Consider the following 16,580-nt stretch of genomic DNA (forward strand, 5'->3'; position numbering starts at 1 on the left):
TATACTGAATTTGGTTAGCCGATACTAACCAATACATTTCAGAAAGGATAATCATGTTTGAAAAACTATTAATCAGCCATTGCGCCCCTACCTTAGCAGGAATAAAAACGGGAAATCTTTTTTCCTATCACCATCCCTCTGGTGAAAATATCGTTTCTCTGCTTGCTATATGGAACGAAAAATTAAACACTAGAGGCATCTATCTCACCTCTTTAAAAAATAAAGATAGCTGCACACTAATTTATATATATAGAAAAAAAGAATTGCTGAATCTTCTAGAAAAGGAAGAGATACAAAGTTTTCTTGAAAAACAGGATTATCCTTTATTCAGTTTGGACTCTGTACTGGATCATCTTAGAAAAAGACTTTTGATGTCTAAAGATTTCCCCCATGAGATCGGTGTTTTTCTAGGCTATCCCCTAGAGGATGTGATTGGATTTATTGAAAATCGAGGCAAAAATTATATATGCACAGGCTGCTGGAAAGTTTATCACAACCCCCGCAATGCCCAAAGATTGTTCCATTGTTTTAAAAACTGCAGAAAACAGTTTACATATCTGTATAATTTAGGCCTGAATACAGAAGAAAGGATGTTTTATTATATGAGTAAAGTAGCTGTTGTATATTATTCCGGAACAGGAAACACAGAAGCTATGGCGAAAGCTGTCGTGGAAGGAGCAAAGGAGGCAGGAGCTGAAACGGATTTAATCTTCTCCGATGATTTCAGCGCTTCTAAACTAGATGATTATGATGCAGTAGGATTCGGATGTCCTGCCATGGGAGATGAAGTTTTAGAGGAAATCAGTTTCGAACCGATGTTTGAAGAATGCGAAGGAAAACTTTCAGGAAGAAAAATCGCCATCTTCGGTTCTTACGAATGGAACGACGGACAATGGATCGAAGACTGGGAAGACCGCTGCAAAGAAGCAGGAGCAGTCCTCGTCTATGAAAAACTTCCAGCCTATGACGCCCCAGAGGAAGAAGCCCTTGAAAAATGCCGAGAACTCGGAAAAGCCCTAGCGAATTCATAAAAAACCACATAAAAATAGAGTGAAAGATCGTTTCGGGAAAAAGACCTTATCACTCTATTTTTTGTTTTCATAATTCTCTTAGAACCTGTGAATCCTTTTGTATATCGACTACTAGGAGAAACCGTGGACTGTTTTAATAATGAGAAAAGAGAAATGGCAGAAGAAACAAGCCCCGCCTTTCTTCCATTCTCTGAAGCCCTAGCTCAAATCAGGTATTTTGATTTGATTGCAGGTCAGCAGATCGTCCTTGGCTAGAAATGATCGTCCCCTCTCTCACTCTCTGCTTTGAAAGCTTTCCTGGCCGCCGCAGGCGTGCCCCCTAGAGCCTAGGTGCCGAAGGCATCCTGCCTGGGCCGCCTCAACGATCCCGCCTTTTTCTTAACCAAATACTTCCTTTTTAATCCTCTGACCTGTAGGTGTTCCTGCAAGTCCGCCTACTCCCGTTTCTCTTAAAGACGGCGGCATTCTTTCCCCTACTTCCTGAAGAGCTACACAGACTTCTTCGAAAGGCACGACGGATTTCACTCCGGCTAAAGCCATATCCGAGCTGATCATCGCATTCACCACTCCATTTGCATTTCGGAAGGTACAAGGATATTCTACAAGTCCTGCAATCGGATCGCATACAAGACCCAATATATTTACAAGGCAGATACTTGCTGCATGAAAACTCTGCTCCGGTGTTCCGCCCATCATCTGAACGATTCCTGCTGCCGCCATAGCAGATGCAGAACCTGTCTCTGCTTGGCATCCTCCTTCTGCACCAGCAAAGTTTGCATAGTAGCCTATAATCTGACCGATTCCTATAGACGTAGCCATCCCCATCAAAAGCTCATCCATAGAAAGATTATATTTTCTTTTAATAGAAATAAAAGCCGCTGGCAAAATTCCTGAAGATCCCGCAGTTGGAGAAGCTACAATTTTACCCATATTTGCACTGGTTTCCAATGTAGAAAATGCCATACTCATCGCATCGATTAAAAAATCTCCTGCCAGCGTATCGCCGCTTTTCTTATAGTCCTGCATTTTCTTAGCAAAACCGTCGATCATCCCTGTTTTTGAAAGAACCGGCTTCTCTAAAGTCTCCGTTGCAGAACCTTCCATAACTTTGAGCATCTCTTTTAATTCATTTAATATCTCTTTTTGCTCTTCTTCGTCTTTTGCTGCATCTTCGATAACCAATTGGCCGATCGATTTACTTTCTTTTTCGCAATAATCTATTATTTCTTGGGCCTTGAAATACATTTGATTCCCCTCCTGTATCCTTGAACATATTTAGCATAGATAAAGCCTTCCATATTCTCTATTTCTCTTTCCGCTTCCTCGGATAATTCATCGTATAAATCGATAACCATCGTAACAGAGTCTTCTTCCTTTGTCGTTTCAATTCCTGCGATACTATAATTGTGTTCGCTTAAATAAGAACTGATTTTCGCAATAATTCCAAGCTGCTCTTTGTATTTTAAGAGAATGGTAGGATATTTGCTGTTAAACTCGATCTCGATTCCGTTAATATTTGTGATAACTATATTTCCCCCGCCGATAGAAGCCCCGATAATTTCCGAAACACTTCCATCTTCATAACTTAAAATGATTTTTACAGTGTTGGCATGGATCGTATGACCCCCTTCTATGCGGAACTCGTAATGAATGCCGTTTTTCTCTGCAATCTCAAAAGAATCCCGAATTCTTTCATCGTCTGGAAGAAAACCCATAATTCCTGCAAGAAGGGCCTTGTCTGTACCATGGCCTTTATAGGTCTTTGCAAAGGATCCGTACAAAACAAATTCCACTTTTGTAAATCCTTCTCCTGCAATATAGAGGGCTGTGTTGGCGATTTTTACCGCTCCTGCTGTATGGGAGCTGGAAGGACCGATCATAATCGGACCCATTACATCAAAAATACCGTATTTCATCATTTACCTCTCTCTTAAAATAATATTTGTTCTAACATAGGAATGGTCACTATAGATAAAATGGTTGATACAAAAACACCAATCGTCGACACTTCCAAATCCACCTTGTATTGTGTTGCCAAGATCACAATAAGCGATGCTGCCGGAAGACCTGCATTTATAGTAAGAAGCTCAATAAGCTTTGGATCCTCCACAAAAAGACCTGCTATAAAAAAGACTGCTGTCGGAATGGCAATCAGTTTTACTAAAGAAATAATCACAGTCTTATAGTCCTTAAGAGCATTCTTCATCTCAATTTCTCCTAGAGAAAATCCGATTAGTATCATAGACAGCGGAACTGTCGCATTTCCAATAGATGCCAAAGGACTTCGTATAAATTCAGGAACATTCATCGGTATAAAATAAAGAACCAACGCCATAACTGCCGAAACAAGCCCCGGCGATAATAAATTTTTCCAATGAAAAGAGCTGGTCTTTCCTCCTGCCTTTGCAAAAGAATACACTCCATAGGAAAACATCAAAATATTGAAAGGCATATTAATCAGTACTGAAATAAAGACTGCGCTTTCGCCAAAAAGCGAACGAAATATCGGATAGCCCATATAGCCTACATTTCCAAAAATCAGCATAAATTTATAAATTGTTCCGTCTTCTTTAAAAAATGGAAATATCCGAATAAATAGATTGCCGAATAGAATCATGCCGGCATAAAAGATAATACCCGTTAAGAGCAGATAGAATACATTCAGCTGAATGTTTTTCGTTTCCTCCCCCAGTACCGAAGCAATAATCAAAGCCGGTGTGGTGATATTTACAACAAGATTGGAAATCTCGTTGTTCGTATTCGCCGTAATAAACTTTGCCTTATTTGCAGCAAAACCGATCACCATCATTATAAATAAAATAAGCATTGTTTCCATTAAAGGAGTCATCTTATCATCCCCTCTCGTTAATTACACCCTTATCATACACTATTTTGAGAAAAATTTAATTATATTTTTAAATAATCTTTCACTCTTAAAAGAAAATATCTTTCGTAACATCCCCTGCAGCTTTAAAACAAGAGAATCTTTTCTTTTAATTCTTCAATAATTTCCACTCTTAAGAACACCCTATCATGGCAATTTTTCACAAATAATATCCTCAAACTATAAATTCCCCTTTACAAATAAAATTTCTTTGATATACTTAAATCATCTTCAGGGCAGGGAGTATTTCCCGACCGGCGGTAGAGTCCGCGCGCCTTTTTAGGCTGAACCGGTGTAATTCCGGTACCGACAGTATAGTCTGGATGAAAGAAGAGCGTATTATTGTAGAATACAATAATATTATTTTTAGCTATCAACGCCCTGATATTATCAGGGCGTTTTTTTATTGGAGGTAAAGAGATGGATCATGAATATTGGATGGACCTTTGTCTTAAACTTGCTTCTCAAGCAGACAACCGCATCCGGTCCAATCCGAAAGTCGGTTGTGTCATTGTAAAAGAGAATCGGATTATCGGCAAGGGTTTTCATGAAGTCTACGGTGAAGCCCATGCAGAAGTAAAGGCCTTTGCAAATGCAAAAGAAGATGTTCAAGGAGGGACTCTTTATGTGAATCTAGAACCTTGTTCCCATTACGGAAAGACTCCTCCATGCTGTGAAAAGATTGTGGAAAAGGAGATTTCAAAAGTTGTTATCGCCATGGAAGATCCAAATCCTCTTGTAGCTGGAAAGGGCATTCAGTATTTAAAAGATCATGGTGTAGATGTGGTTCTAGGCATAAGAAAAAGGGAGGCAGAAAATCTCAACAGAATTTTTCTCCACTACATAAAATCAGACCTTCCCTATGTTTTTCTAAAAGGTGCTATGAGTCTTGATGGAAAAATCGCCACAAAAACCGGAGAGTCCCAGTGGATCAGCTGTGAAGAGTCGAGAGAACTCACCCACAGCTGGCGGGGAGAATATCAAGGAATTCTTGCTGGAATCGGAACGATTCTAAAAGACAATCCGAGGCTTACAGCAAGAGGAAATAAAGGAGAAAACCCGATTCGGATTATTCTAGACAGCAGCCTTCGGATTCCTTTGGATGCGAAGATCTTGTCGGAAAAAGGAAAAAATATTATCTTTTACCACCATGGAGAAAAAGAAAAGCTTGAAGCCTTAAAGGATTTTGAAAACACAGAACTTGCTGCTGTTTCTCTAAAAGAAGAGGAGCTTCATCTTTCAGAAGTGCTGAAAGTTCTAGGCCAAAAGGGAATTTCTTCTATCTTTGTAGAAGGCGGCTCGAGGATCTTTGATTCCTTTTTCAGAGAAAAGGCTGCAGATGAATGTGCCATTTTTATCGCTCCCCTTATTATAGGAGGCGAAGAAGGAATTTCTCTTGTCGGAGGAAAAGGCATCTCCCGTCTGGAAGATTCCTACCGGTTAAAAGAATGGACTGCTCAAAAAATCGGAGAAGATTTCCTTCTTCGAGGACGAAAGGAGACTTTATGTTTACAGGAATCGTAGAAGAAATCGGCCGGATTATCGGTATCGAAAAAAAATCAGAATCTATGGTGCTGACTATAGAGGGAGAAAAGGTTCTAGAGAATACTGCTATCGGCGACAGTATCGCTACAAACGGTATTTGTCTTACTGTTACTTCCCTTGGAGAAAACAGTTTTACAGCAGATGTAATGCCGGAAACAGTCTACCGTACCTCCCTTGAGAACCTCTCTTCTGGAACAGAGGTGAATTTAGAAAGAGCTCTTACTTTAAACAAGCCTCTGGGAGGGCATATGGTCCAAGGCCATATCGACGGGACAGGAACCCTTTCTTCTACCGAAAAAAAAGGCAACAGTCTTTTAATGACCATCACCGCAAAACCTTCCCTTCTAAAATATATCGTAGAAAAAGGATCCATTGCTTTAGACGGAACGAGCCTTACTGTTGTCGCTGTTACTGAAAACGACTTTACCGTCTCCCTCATTCCACAGACTTTGGAAGATACCATTCTTTACAAGAAAAAGAATGGAGACCGGATCAATATCGAATGCGATATTTTAGGAAAATATGTAGAAAAACTGCTTTCTTTTCAGGAAACAAAAGAGGAGCGGATCACAGAAGAGTTCTTAGGAAAATACGGATTTTTATAGGAGTAAGAGATGAAAAAATTTGATACGATCGAAAAAGCGTTAGAAGATTTAAGAGCAGGAAAGATTATTCTAGTTACCGATGACCCGGATAGAGAGAACGAAGGGGATTTTATCTGTGCGGCAGAATTTGCCACTACAGAAAATATCAACTTTATGGCCTGCGAAGGCAAAGGTCTGATCTGTATGCCTATGAGCAGTCAAATGGCCATGAAGCTTGCCCTTGACCCCATGGTTTCCGTCAATACGGACAATCATGAAACAGCCTTTACTGTCTCTATCGACCATGTGGATACGACCACAGGTATTTCTGCCGAAGAACGTGGTTTTACGGCGAGAAAGCTGATCGAAGAAGGGGCGCGCCCTGAAGATTTTAGACGTCCCGGCCATATGTTTCCCTTGATTGCAAAGGAAAAGGGAGTCTTGGTACGAGAAGGCCACACGGAGGCAACAGTGGACTTAATGCGCCTTGCAGGGCTTGAAGAATGCGGTCTCTGCTGCGAAATCATGGCAGAAGACGGTACGATGATGAGTAAAACCGAGCTTCTTCAAAAAGCGGAAGAATGGGATATGACCTTTATCACCATAGAAGATCTAAAACATTACCGCTTGATGAACGAAAACCATGTAGCACGTGTTACAGCAGTACCTATGCCTACAAAATACGGAGAGTTTACTGCTTACGGATATGTAAATACGATAAACGGCGAACATCATGTAGCCCTTGTAAAGGGAGATATCGGAAAGGGCGAAGACGTGCTCTGCCGTGTCCACAGCGAATGTTTAACAGGAGACACGTTCGGATCTCTTCGCTGCGACTGCGGAGATCAGTTTGCAAAGGCCATGACTCTTGTCGAAGAAAGGGGACGGGGAATTGTCCTTTATATGCGTCAAGAAGGAAGAGGCATCGGCTTAATCAACAAACTCCGTGCTTATGAACTCCAAGAACAGGGCTATGATACGGTAGAAGCGAATCTCAAACTCGGTTTTCCTGCGGAGATGAGGGAATACAGTATCGGTGTACAGATTCTAAAAGATCTAGGGGTTAAAAGCTTAGAGCTTATGACCAACAATCCAGACAAAATAGAGGGCTTGGAAGAATACGGTCTCTCCATTACAAAAAGAGTTCCCATCGAAATCAAACCTCAAGAAAAAGATGAGTATTACTTAAAAACAAAAAAAGAAAAGATGAACCACATCTTACACTTAACAAGATAAAATGAAAGGAAAAATCATGAAAAATTATAACGGAAATTTAATCTCAGAAAACAAAGAATACGCCATCGTCGTAGGACGTTTCAACGAATTTATCGGAAGCAAACTTTTAGACGGAGCTATCGATACTCTTCTTCGCCATGGAGTGAAAGAAGAAGAAATCCATATCTACTGGGTACCGGGAGCTTTCGAAATCCCCTTGATCGCAAAAAAAATCGCAAACAAGAAAATCCATAGCGCCGTTATCTGTCTTGGAGCTGTGATTAAAGGAAGCACGGCCCATTTCGATTTCGTAGCTGCCGAAGTTTCAAAAGGCATCGCCCAAGTATCCCTGCAGTCAGAAATCCCTGTAATCTTCGGCGTCCTTACAACAGACACGATCGAACAAGCCATCGAACGAGCCGGAACAAAAGCCGGCAACAAAGGAAGCGAAGCCGCCTCCACTGCCATTGAAATGGTAAATTTAATCGAGCAGATTTAAAAATAAAGTGTGTAAGTGGGGAGAGGGGAGTGTGGAGATATGGATGAAAACGGAAAAACTTTCGTTTTCTACATATCAAAAACGCTCTACCTATGTCTTGACACAAGTTACTTACCCATGTCGTGATCAGACCCGAGTTGCACCACCCTACTACCTACTGCCTATAAACTATCTTTTCCCTAGGTCGCAAAGCGATCCTGCCTAGTGCCGCAGGCATCTCGCCTAGCCGCCGCAGGTGTGCTGCCTGTGCTGCGAAAGCAGTCACGCCTATCTTCCCAAACAAAAAATCCCCCCGCAAGGGGATTTTTTATTTAGGGAAATAGGTTGTTTGGTAATTGAATTTATCTCCTCGAGCTAAACTTACAGTAAATTCTATGATTTTATCTTCTTTATCATAGCTTAAACGGTTGATTTTTAAACAAGGATCTCCATTTCTTACCTTTAAAGTATCTGCCTGATATTTATTGAGAGAGGATACGGAGAAAATTTCATTGACTCTATAAATCTTTCTTCCATATTTTTTTTCAAATATTTCGTATAGCGGCAGTTCTTCTAATAAAGGTTTTGTGATTTCGGGAAAATCATCGTATTTTATAAAAGTCGTTTCAAACAGCAGAGGCACATCATTGGAAGAACGCAGCCGAACGATACGGATAATCAAGTCCTCGTCTTCCAAACTCATTCTTTCTGCCACTAAACTGTTGACTCTTTCGATGTGATATTCCAAAATATCGGTACGAGGTACTTTTCCCATCTTTTTCGTCTGCTCTGTAAAACTGTAGTAGTCTGACAGATTATGGCGAAGGATGGCCGGATTCTGAACAAAAGTCCCCTTCCCCTGTATCCTTTTTATATAACCGTTTAATTCCAAATCCGCGATGGCGTTTCGAACTGTGGTTCTGCTCACTCCATAATCCTCGCACAACTGTCTTTCCGAAGGAAGCCTGTCGCCTATTTTCATTGATTTTATGTTTTCTCGAAGAGCATTAATCAGTTTATGAGAGAGGGTAGATTTATCTTTCAAGAGTCTCCGTCCATGGTGTTGCTGTATCTTTAATCACTTTGTTTAGATCCTCGATATTTTGAACCCCTGTCTCTTTCAACCAAACATTCCCCTGTTCTGCATTCTCGATAAACACCGGAACGCCGCCTTTCCACGTAGCTCTTCCGCAGAGAACTCCGTTAAATTTGGAGCCTGCTTCTTTTGCAAAATACAAAGTGTCTTGGAAAAGTTCAGTGCTCACTCCTCCGCTTAAGAAAATAAATGGCATGTTTGCGATGTCAGACTGTTCTTTAAAGAATTTCTTCGCTTCTTCTTTTGTATAAACAGCCTCTTCTCCATAGCCTTCTACAAACATCATGTTTACAGGTGTTTCTAGTTTTAACACATCTACATGATACTGAGGTTTCACAAACTCTTTCACTGCTTGGTTTACTTTAAAAGGTCTTACTTTTGCGTATTCTTTTGATTTCATATCATCCATGTTTTTGTCATAGCTGATAATTTCCAAAAAGAATGGAATGTCTTCCCCGACGCATTCGCTTCCTACTCTTTCCACAAAAGCTTTTTTTGGAGTATTGTTTTCTTCTGTATCGTCAACATCATAATATAGAAGAATCTTGACCGCGTCGGCTCCCAGGTCTTTTAATCGTTTCCCACTCCAGCCTACAAGATATTCCGGTTGGCGGAATTCATCGCGAAAACCTGTAATCTCGTATGCCATAATCAGCCCGCAGTTTTCATCCCGTGCTTTCACCGCTTCTTTCCCATACAAAGGATCTAAAAGAATGGAAGAAGAATAAGGAGTCAATTCTTTTGCAACAGCAGTTTTAAAGTCTTCAATTTTCTTTGTTCTTTCCTCGTCGCTGAAGCCTGTTACCATTTTTTCCATAGAACCTCTTTGGTCAATGGCAAGGGCTGCAATGACACCATCTTTGTTGGATAATTTTTCTAAGCATGCTTTTTTGTTTTCTGAATATCTCATATGATTTCCTCTACTTTTATTTTCTCTTTCATAGCCTCTAAGTGATTTATATTAATATACCCAATTTCTTTTTCCAAAGCATTCAAAACACCCAAACTCATAGCGAGTTTAAAGGTCTCTTTTATCTCTAGCTGACGGCTGATTCCATAAGCAAGGCCTGCTATGGTGGAGTCGCCGCTTCCTACAGAATTTACAGCTTCGATAACCGGAACAGTCATACGGTATAAGGAGTCTTTGTATTTTGCGACAGCCCCCTCTTTTCCCAAAGAGACCATCACTAGCGGGATATCTTTAAACACATCCCCTTTTAGAATTTCTTCTATCTTCAGCTCCTCTTTCTTTAAACCGGTAAGCTCCATAATTTCATCAAGATTGGGTTTGACTGCATAGGGCTTGATCGTCGATTCAAACACAATTTTACGAAGATTCTCTCCAGAAGTATCTACGATAAGCTTTTTATCTTTCGTAATGTCCAGAACCTTTTCCATAAAAGAATAGTCCAGACCTAAAGGCAGAGATCCGCTGATACAAAAGGTATCTGCTTTTTCTGCTAAGTCTTTTAAAAGGTCTAGAAATTCCTGTTCTTCTTCGGTGCTTATGGTCGGTCCTGCTTCTCTGATTTCTGTAGAAGTATCTTCATGCTGAATCGCAAGAGAAGTTCTCGTTTCTCCTGCTATTTTTATAAAGCAGGATTTGATATTTCTTTCCTTCAAACCTTCCTCTATAAATTCGCCGCTTTTTCCCCCTGCAAAACCTGTTGCCAATAAATCTCCGCCTATAATCTTTAGAACCTTCGAAACATTGAGTCCTTTTCCGCCTGCTGTTTTATTGTAATCATAGCATCTGTTGACTGCATCCAGCTGAAACTCTTCCATATAATAAGAAACATCTATGGAAGGATTTGGAGTAATTGTAATAATCATAGGGAATGTATTGTAACTCCTTTCACTACGCGATTCACAGTACCTGTCTTAGAAGGGGTATCTGGAGTGTTGCCTACACGAATACTTGTAATGAGAGAAATCATCTGAGCAATCATCACATAAGGAAAAGCCAGATAAATATCTTCTAAGCCCTTGTCTTCCAGTTCAAACTTATCCCATTCTCCTTCGATCTTTCCTTGAGAAAGTGACAGATTCTTCTTGCTGATACCGTCCAGATGAACTTCTTCCAGCATATCCAGATCATACTGTCTTGTATAAGGATCCGAAGAGACTAAGGACACGATTAAAGTGTTTTCGTTGACAAAAGATTTTGGTCCGTGTCGAAATCCCATGCTGCTTTCATTGCAGGTTACTACAAGACCTGCTGTCAGTTCCAATATTTTTAATCGGCATTCGTTTGATAACTTATATAAAGAACCAGAACCTAAATAAACAATCCGGTCAAAATCGAAATCCGTTAGTTTTGTAATCTCTTGTTCTCTTTCGATAATTTCATTTCCTAAAGCAATGATTTTTTCCACCGCTTTTTCTTTTTCTTCCAAAGAGTCTTTTCCAAACACAAAGATTGCAGACAAAAGCATACAAGTAAAGGAACTTGTCATCGCAAATCCTTTATCGTTGGATTTTTCCGGCATATTAAGGACAAAAGAATTCTCTTCTTTCGAAAGATTTACTGCAAGTTTTCCTTCTTTTGCACAAGTAATGGCAAGATTATAGAAATCTTTTACCAGTTGTTCTCCCAATTCCACCGCAGCCAGACTTTCTGGACTGTTTCCGCTTCTTGCAAAAGAAACCAGCAATGTCGGTGTGTCTTCTTTAAAGTAAAGCTTCGGACAAGATACCAGATCCGTCGTCCCTATAGACTCGAAGGTCATCTCTTCTCCGTCTTCTAAATAATCTCTTACCGTATTTCCCACATACTCGGAGGTACCGGCTCCTGTAAAAATAACTCGTAACGCTTTTCCTTTTGTATCTATACTCTGAATAAACTTTTCAATTACTTCTTTATGATTTTTATAAATTCCTAGAGTTTCTTCCCACAGTTTAGGCTGCTGGATGATCTCCTGGAGTGTAATGTCGCTTCCTGATCCACCGTTTCCTTTATCATCAATATTCAGCATTTTTATCACCTCTATTTAACCTTTCCTTAGAATGGTAACTACCAGTTAAAGTATATCCTTTTCCTGTAGACATGTCAATATATAAAAACATTGAACTTATCCTTTTATATTACTTCTTTTTCTTTCATTTATTACAATAATACTAAAATATATCAAAAAATATGTTGATGTTTTCCTAAAAAGATATTATTACATTTGTAATAGGTAACTACCATTTAGTCAGGGGGTCATGATGAAAGAAAGTATATTAGCTGCATCCATTGTAATTCTAGCTTTTATTGCAATCGGATTTATCATTCTCCAAATTGTGAATGCTAAAAATCTTAAGAAAAGCAAGGAGTATTATTCAAATCTCCATACTTCTTTAAAACCGGGAGCAGAAGTCATGCTTACGGGAGGAATTTACGGAACACTTACAAGGGTCAGAGAAGATTATGTAATGGTTGAAATCGCTAAAAATACTGAAATCAAAGTCAGCCGCTACAGCATTAAAGAAATTATATAGGGAGGATATTATGCCAAATATTTTATTAACAAGAATCGACAACCGTTTGATTCACGGACAAGTGGCAACACAGTGGAACAACTACGTAGGAAGCAACCTTATCCTTGTAGCAAACGACAAAGTTGCAGCAGACAAAATGAGACAAGGTTTAATGGATATGGCTGCACCAAACGGTGTAGATACAAGATATTTTATTTTAGAAAAAACAATCAATGTTATTCACAAAGCAGCAGATCGTCAAAAGATCTTTATCATCTGTGAAACACCGCAAGATGTTTTGACACTGGTTGAAGGAGGGGTGCCTATTAAAAAAGTGAATATTGGAAACATGCATATGTCAGAAGGAAAGAGACAAGTAGTTGGCGTAGTCAGCGTGGACGATGCGGATGTAGAAGCTTTTAGAAAACTTCGCGAGTTAGGCGTAGAGCTTGAAATCCAAAAAGTTCCAGGCGAACCCAAAGAAAATATTGAGAAATTATTTCAATAGTTTCATAAAATAAGGAGTAGAAAATTATGGATTATAGTATTATTCAAATCGCATTAGTCTTTATCGTAACCTTTATAGCCGCGATTGATCAATTCAGTTTCTTAGAATCACTCTATCAGCCCATCGTAATGGGCCCAGCTATCGGAGCGATTTTAGGCGATGTGCAGACTGGATTAATCGTAGGGGCAACCTATCAGTTAATGACCATTGGAAACATGCCAGTCGGCGGAGCACAGCCTCCTAACGCTGTAATCGGCGGAATCATGGCAACAGTATTTGCTGTAATAGCAGGACTTCCTCCAACAGCAGCAGTAGCTGCAGCAATCCCATTTGCATTATTAGGTCAATACGGTGTTACATTGCTGTTTACCGCAATGAGCCCGGTAATGACAAAAGCAGACGACTATGCTCATTCTGCGGATCCGGCAGGAATCAGAAAAATCAATTATTTTGCAATGGCCATATTAGGATTAATCTTCGGCGTTGTCGTTTTAATGTTCTTCTTCGCAGGAGCAGCATTTGGAGAACAATTAGTAGCAGCCATTCCTCAATGGATTATGGATGGTTTATCTGCAGCCGGCGGTATGATGAAATTTGTCGGATTTGCAATTCTATTAAAAGTAATGATGTCAAGAAATCTTTGGGGTTTCTATTTTGCAGGATTTGCAGGAGCGATTATTATCTCTGCGAATGAAAAACTTTCAGGACCAGCACTTCTATTAATCGCATTAATCGGTTTTGCAATTGCATTTTGGGATTACCAAATCCAAACAAAATTCAAAACTGCTCAAGTTACACAAAATGTAGAAGGAGAAGAAGATGGAATATAATATACCTACAAACTACAAGGACACTACACCTAGTGCTCCTTTAGATAAAAAGACATTAAACAAAATGGTATGGAGATCTTTATTTTTACAAGCTTCTTTTAACTACGAAAGAATGCAGGCCGGCGGATGGCTATACGGTATCCTTCCTGGTCTTCAAAAAATCCATACAGACAAAGACGACTTAGCAGCTTCAATGAGCCACAACTTAGAGTTTTTTAATACGCATCCATTCTTGGTTACTTTCGTAATGGGTATTATATTATCTCTTGAGCAAAGCAAAGCAGATATTCAAACAATCCGTTCAGTAAGAGTTGCTGCCATGGGACCTCTAGGGGGAATCGGAGATGCATTATTCTGGTTTACATTAGTTCCTATCGTAGCCGGTATGACTTCCAATATGGCCCTTCAAGGACAGATCGCAGCACCATTTATCTTCCTGATCGTGTTCAATATTGCACAGTTTGCAGTACGTTACGGATTGATGCACTGGTCTTATAAAATGGGAACGAACGCTATTGGAATTCTTACAGCAAATGCCAAAGAATTTACAAGAGCCGCTTCTATCCTTGGTGTAATCGTAGTCGGCGCTTTGACTTGTATCTACGGAACAACAACTACAAAACTAGAAATTCCTAACGGTGTTACAAACGAGCCTGTGGAAGTTGTAACTGTAGTTCCAAACGAAGCACTTCCAAACTATGAACAATTCCTATATGCACCAGACGAAACTACAAATCAAATTCCAGCAAATGTAGAGGACCGAACTTTGCTAGAAGGCGCTGAAGTCGCTGATTTAGGAAATGGAAACTCTCAAATTACATTTAACAGAAACCAAGAAGTTCCTGTAACGATTAAAGTACAAGAAATACTAGACGGTATTATTCCTAATATGATTCCTCTAGCAATTACATTATTGTTATACGGACTATTCACAAAAAGAAAATGGACTCCTCTTAAAGGAATCGCTTTAATCTTAGTGATCGGCCTAGTAGGAGCATTCTTCGGAGTATTCTAATATGGAAAATAAAAATGCAGTAATCGTTAGCGCACATGGTAATTTCGCCGACGGAATCGCTTCTGCGGTAAAACTTATCGCAGGACCGATGGAAAATCTTCGATTGGTAAACTTTCCAGAAGGATCCAATTTTGAAGAAATCGACGGTAAACTAAAAGAAAGCTATGATCAGCTAAAAGACTATAAAAATGTTTTAATTATAACCGACCTTATGGGAGGAACTCCTTTCAACCGGTCTGTACTCGCCCTTGGGGAAAAAGAAAATGTAAGAGTCCTTTCCGGACTTAACTTTGCTTCTCTATTCCAAGCCCTTACAAGCGATACAGAAGATATCGACGCTTTAGCAGATGAAGTAATCGAAATCGGGCGGGAAGGTATTGGAAAATACGAAGTCATTTCAAAAGAACAGCATGACGACGACGGTATTTAGGGTATAAACAAAATAGAACTTAAGGACAACTGTCCTAAGAAAAATCCTATGGACAAAAAGTTCATAGGATTTTTTAATGAATAAGAAAGGATCATTATGATATATAAAGTCAAAGAACTCGTATTGAAGGATAAAATCCTTGAAAATGTATTTATAGAAGTAAACAATGGAAAATTCGGAAAGATATTGAAAGATTACGATGGAGACTATGAAGACTATTCGAAATACACCATGGCTCCAGGCTATGTAGACACCCATATCCACGGTTATGGCGGCCATGACGTCATGGACTTGGACGGTGAAGAATTTCTTAAAATCTGCGAAGGAATCGTAGAAAACGGCGTTACTTCCTTTTTAGCAACCACCCTCACCTCCTCTACAGAAAATCTCGACAAAGCCTGCGAAATCGTAGGAGAACATTACGAGAAATCAAAAGGTGCAAAAGTAAAAGGAATCTTTCTAGAAGGACCTTTTTTTACCGAAAAACACAAAGGCGCTCAAAACCCAAAATATTTCTGCGACCCGGATATTGAAAAACTTAAGAAATGGAAAGAATTATCCAAAGGTCTGGTCAATAAAATCGCCATCGCACCGGAAAGAGACGGAAGTGTAGAGTTTATAAAAGAAGCTAAAAAACTAGGGGTTCATGTTGCCTTAGGACACAGCGACGCTACCTATGAAGAAGCCTACGATGCTGTTATGGCAGGAGCAGATATCTTCGTCCACATCTACAACGGTATGAGCGGCCTTCACCACAGAAAACCAGGCATGGTAGGAGCAGCTCTTACTACAGAAGACACTACAGCAGAAGTAATCGCAGACGGCCATCATGTCCATCCCGCAGCGATCAAAGTCGTACTCAATGCAAAAAACTACGATCACACCGCCCTTATCACCGACTGTATGATGGCAGGAGGCCTTAGCGAAGGAGACTATGTATTAGGAGAATTCGATGTAAAAGTGGCGGAAGGAACCGCCCGACTTAAAAGCGACGGAAGCCTTGCAGGAAGTATCTTAAAACTCGACGGCGGCGTACGAAGTGTTTATAACTGGAAACTGGCATCAAAATTCGAAGCTATTCAAATGGCCAGCCAAATTCCGGCAAAATCCGTAGGAATCGACGACAGCTGCGGTATTATCGAAGAAGGACGAGATGCCGATTTTAATATTCTGGATGATGAATTAAATATTATCGCAACCTTCATCGACGGCAAAAAAATGAATTAATAAAAACTCCTGCATTTTGATATGTACCCTCTTTACTGGACAACAGTAAGGAGGGTATTTTTATGCGATATAGCTATGAATTTAAAAAAGAATGTGTGGAATTGTATAGACAAGGTCAATGGCCTGATACACCTGAGGGAATTAAAGAAAAAAGTTTTTATGGAATAATTCGATTATGGTCTAGGTTAGAAGAATTACATGGGCAAGAAATTCTAAAACACGATAATAATATTAATTGGACTGCTGATGATAAACTAGAAATGGTAAATAAAGTAATT

Annotated in this window: 19 protein-coding genes, 1 pseudogene and 1 riboswitch; of the genes and pseudogenes, 13 read left to right on the top strand and 7 right to left on the bottom strand. The window is 39.7% G+C overall.

Features of this window, described 5'->3' with window-relative positions; all coding sequences use genetic code 11:
• The first annotated feature begins 53 nt into the window (after window positions 1-53).
• The gene (locus tag ACTQ46_RS08055) at window positions 54-1,031 is read left to right on the top strand and encodes a flavodoxin (protein WP_441748799.1); all 978 of its coding nucleotides are present in this window, start codon (window positions 54-56) and stop codon (window positions 1,029-1,031) included.
• Between the two features lie 123 nt (window positions 1,032-1,154).
• Entirely contained in the window at window positions 1,155-1,286 is a 132-nt protein-coding gene (locus ACTQ46_RS08060) for a hypothetical protein (protein WP_441748800.1), read from the top strand.
• Between the two features lie 123 nt (window positions 1,287-1,409).
• Here the strand turns inward: ACTQ46_RS08060 and sdaAA are convergent, their stop codons facing one another.
• Genes sdaAA through ACTQ46_RS08075 form a run of 3 tightly spaced genes read right to left on the bottom strand, consistent with a single transcriptional unit; the run spans window position 1,410 to window position 3,879 of the window.
• Entirely contained in the window at window positions 1,410-2,276 is an 867-nt protein-coding gene (gene sdaAA, locus ACTQ46_RS08065; protein WP_441748802.1) for an L-serine ammonia-lyase, iron-sulfur-dependent, subunit alpha, read from the bottom strand.
• Window positions 2,252-2,950: an L-serine ammonia-lyase, iron-sulfur-dependent subunit beta gene (gene sdaAB, locus ACTQ46_RS08070; RefSeq protein WP_441748804.1), complete on the bottom strand. Its 699-nt coding sequence runs from the start codon at window positions 2,948-2,950 to the stop codon at window positions 2,252-2,254. Before sdaAB ends, sdaAA begins: the two co-directional genes overlap by 25 nt.
• A gap of 11 nt (window positions 2,951-2,961) precedes the next feature.
• A complete protein-coding gene (locus ACTQ46_RS08075) occupies window positions 2,962-3,879 on the bottom strand; it encodes an AEC family transporter (RefSeq protein ID WP_441748806.1) in 918 nt (305 codons plus the stop codon).
• 259 nt (window positions 3,880-4,138) lie between these two features.
• Window positions 4,139-4,254, top strand: a riboswitch (FMN riboswitch).
• An 81-nt stretch (window positions 4,255-4,335) separates the two neighbouring features.
• Between ACTQ46_RS08075 and ribD the strand changes: the two genes are divergently transcribed.
• Genes ribD through ribH form a run of 4 tightly spaced genes read left to right on the top strand, consistent with a single transcriptional unit; the run spans window position 4,336 to window position 7,758 of the window.
• Window positions 4,336-5,439: a bifunctional diaminohydroxyphosphoribosylaminopyrimidine deaminase/5-amino-6-(5-phosphoribosylamino)uracil reductase RibD gene (ribD, locus tag ACTQ46_RS08080; RefSeq protein ID WP_441748808.1), complete on the top strand. Its 1,104-nt coding sequence runs from the start codon at window positions 4,336-4,338 to the stop codon at window positions 5,437-5,439.
• The gene (ribE, locus tag ACTQ46_RS08085; RefSeq protein ID WP_441748810.1) at window positions 5,421-6,065 is read left to right on the top strand and encodes a riboflavin synthase; all 645 of its coding nucleotides are present in this window, start codon (window positions 5,421-5,423) and stop codon (window positions 6,063-6,065) included. The genes ribD and ribE overlap by 19 nt, the downstream gene beginning before the upstream one ends.
• Window positions 6,066-6,074: 9 nt before the next feature.
• Window positions 6,075-7,280: a bifunctional 3,4-dihydroxy-2-butanone-4-phosphate synthase/GTP cyclohydrolase II gene (locus ACTQ46_RS08090; protein ID WP_441748811.1), complete on the top strand. Its 1,206-nt coding sequence runs from the start codon at window positions 6,075-6,077 to the stop codon at window positions 7,278-7,280.
• A gap of 16 nt (window positions 7,281-7,296) precedes the next feature.
• Window positions 7,297-7,758, top strand: coding sequence for a 6,7-dimethyl-8-ribityllumazine synthase (gene ribH, locus ACTQ46_RS08095; protein ID WP_441748813.1), 462 nt, complete (start codon window positions 7,297-7,299; stop codon window positions 7,756-7,758).
• Between the two features lie 307 nt (window positions 7,759-8,065).
• Here the strand turns inward: ribH and ACTQ46_RS08100 are convergent, their stop codons facing one another.
• From ACTQ46_RS08100 to ACTQ46_RS08115, 4 genes are read right to left on the bottom strand one after another with little or no spacing between them, the layout of a single operon-like run.
• Complete coding sequence (locus ACTQ46_RS08100; RefSeq protein ID WP_441748815.1) at window positions 8,066-8,782, bottom strand: GntR family transcriptional regulator; 717 nt, start codon at window positions 8,780-8,782, stop codon at window positions 8,066-8,068.
• Window positions 8,772-9,743: a tagatose 1,6-diphosphate aldolase gene (locus ACTQ46_RS08105; RefSeq protein ID WP_441748817.1), complete on the bottom strand. Its 972-nt coding sequence runs from the start codon at window positions 9,741-9,743 to the stop codon at window positions 8,772-8,774. Before ACTQ46_RS08105 ends, ACTQ46_RS08100 begins: the two co-directional genes overlap by 11 nt.
• The gene (locus ACTQ46_RS08110) at window positions 9,740-10,666 is read right to left on the bottom strand and encodes a 1-phosphofructokinase family hexose kinase (protein WP_441748819.1); all 927 of its coding nucleotides are present in this window, start codon (window positions 10,664-10,666) and stop codon (window positions 9,740-9,742) included. Before ACTQ46_RS08110 ends, ACTQ46_RS08105 begins: the two co-directional genes overlap by 4 nt.
• Window positions 10,663-11,808: an SIS domain-containing protein gene (locus ACTQ46_RS08115; RefSeq protein ID WP_441748821.1), complete on the bottom strand. Its 1,146-nt coding sequence runs from the start codon at window positions 11,806-11,808 to the stop codon at window positions 10,663-10,665. The genes ACTQ46_RS08110 and ACTQ46_RS08115 overlap by 4 nt, the downstream gene beginning before the upstream one ends.
• A gap of 232 nt (window positions 11,809-12,040) precedes the next feature.
• Between ACTQ46_RS08115 and yajC the strand changes: the two genes are divergently transcribed.
• The 7 genes and pseudogenes from yajC to ACTQ46_RS08150 all read left to right on the top strand — a co-directional run.
• Entirely contained in the window at window positions 12,041-12,313 is a 273-nt protein-coding gene (yajC, locus tag ACTQ46_RS08120; RefSeq protein ID WP_441748823.1) for a preprotein translocase subunit YajC, read from the top strand.
• A 10-nt stretch (window positions 12,314-12,323) separates the two neighbouring features.
• Window positions 12,324-12,800, top strand: coding sequence for a PTS N-acetylgalactosamine transporter subunit IIB (agaV, locus tag ACTQ46_RS08125; RefSeq protein ID WP_441748825.1), 477 nt, complete (start codon window positions 12,324-12,326; stop codon window positions 12,798-12,800).
• 26 nt (window positions 12,801-12,826) lie between these two features.
• Window positions 12,827-13,630, top strand: coding sequence for a PTS mannose/fructose/sorbose/N-acetylgalactosamine transporter subunit IIC (locus ACTQ46_RS08130; protein ID WP_441748826.1), 804 nt, complete (start codon window positions 12,827-12,829; stop codon window positions 13,628-13,630).
• Window positions 13,620-14,645, top strand: a complete 1,026-nt coding sequence (locus tag ACTQ46_RS08135; protein WP_441748828.1) for a PTS system mannose/fructose/sorbose family transporter subunit IID — start codon at window positions 13,620-13,622, stop codon at window positions 14,643-14,645. The genes ACTQ46_RS08130 and ACTQ46_RS08135 overlap by 11 nt, the downstream gene beginning before the upstream one ends.
• 1 nt (window position 14,646) lies before the next feature.
• Window positions 14,647-15,075 carry a PTS sugar transporter subunit IIA gene (locus ACTQ46_RS08140; RefSeq protein WP_441748830.1) on the top strand — a complete coding sequence of 143 codons (429 nt, stop codon included), beginning with the start codon at window positions 14,647-14,649 and terminating at the stop codon, window positions 15,073-15,075.
• Window positions 15,076-15,171: 96 nt separating this feature from the next.
• Complete coding sequence (nagA, locus tag ACTQ46_RS08145) at window positions 15,172-16,302, top strand: N-acetylglucosamine-6-phosphate deacetylase (protein ID WP_441748832.1); 1,131 nt, start codon at window positions 15,172-15,174, stop codon at window positions 16,300-16,302.
• 62 nt (window positions 16,303-16,364) lie between these two features.
• Window positions 16,365-16,580, top strand: a pseudogene (locus ACTQ46_RS08150) (helix-turn-helix domain-containing protein); the annotation flags it as partial.

This window comes from Gallicola sp. Sow4_E12, from assembly GCF_052116305.1.
Classification (GTDB): Bacteria; Bacillota; Clostridia; order Tissierellales; family Peptoniphilaceae; genus JBQKLI01.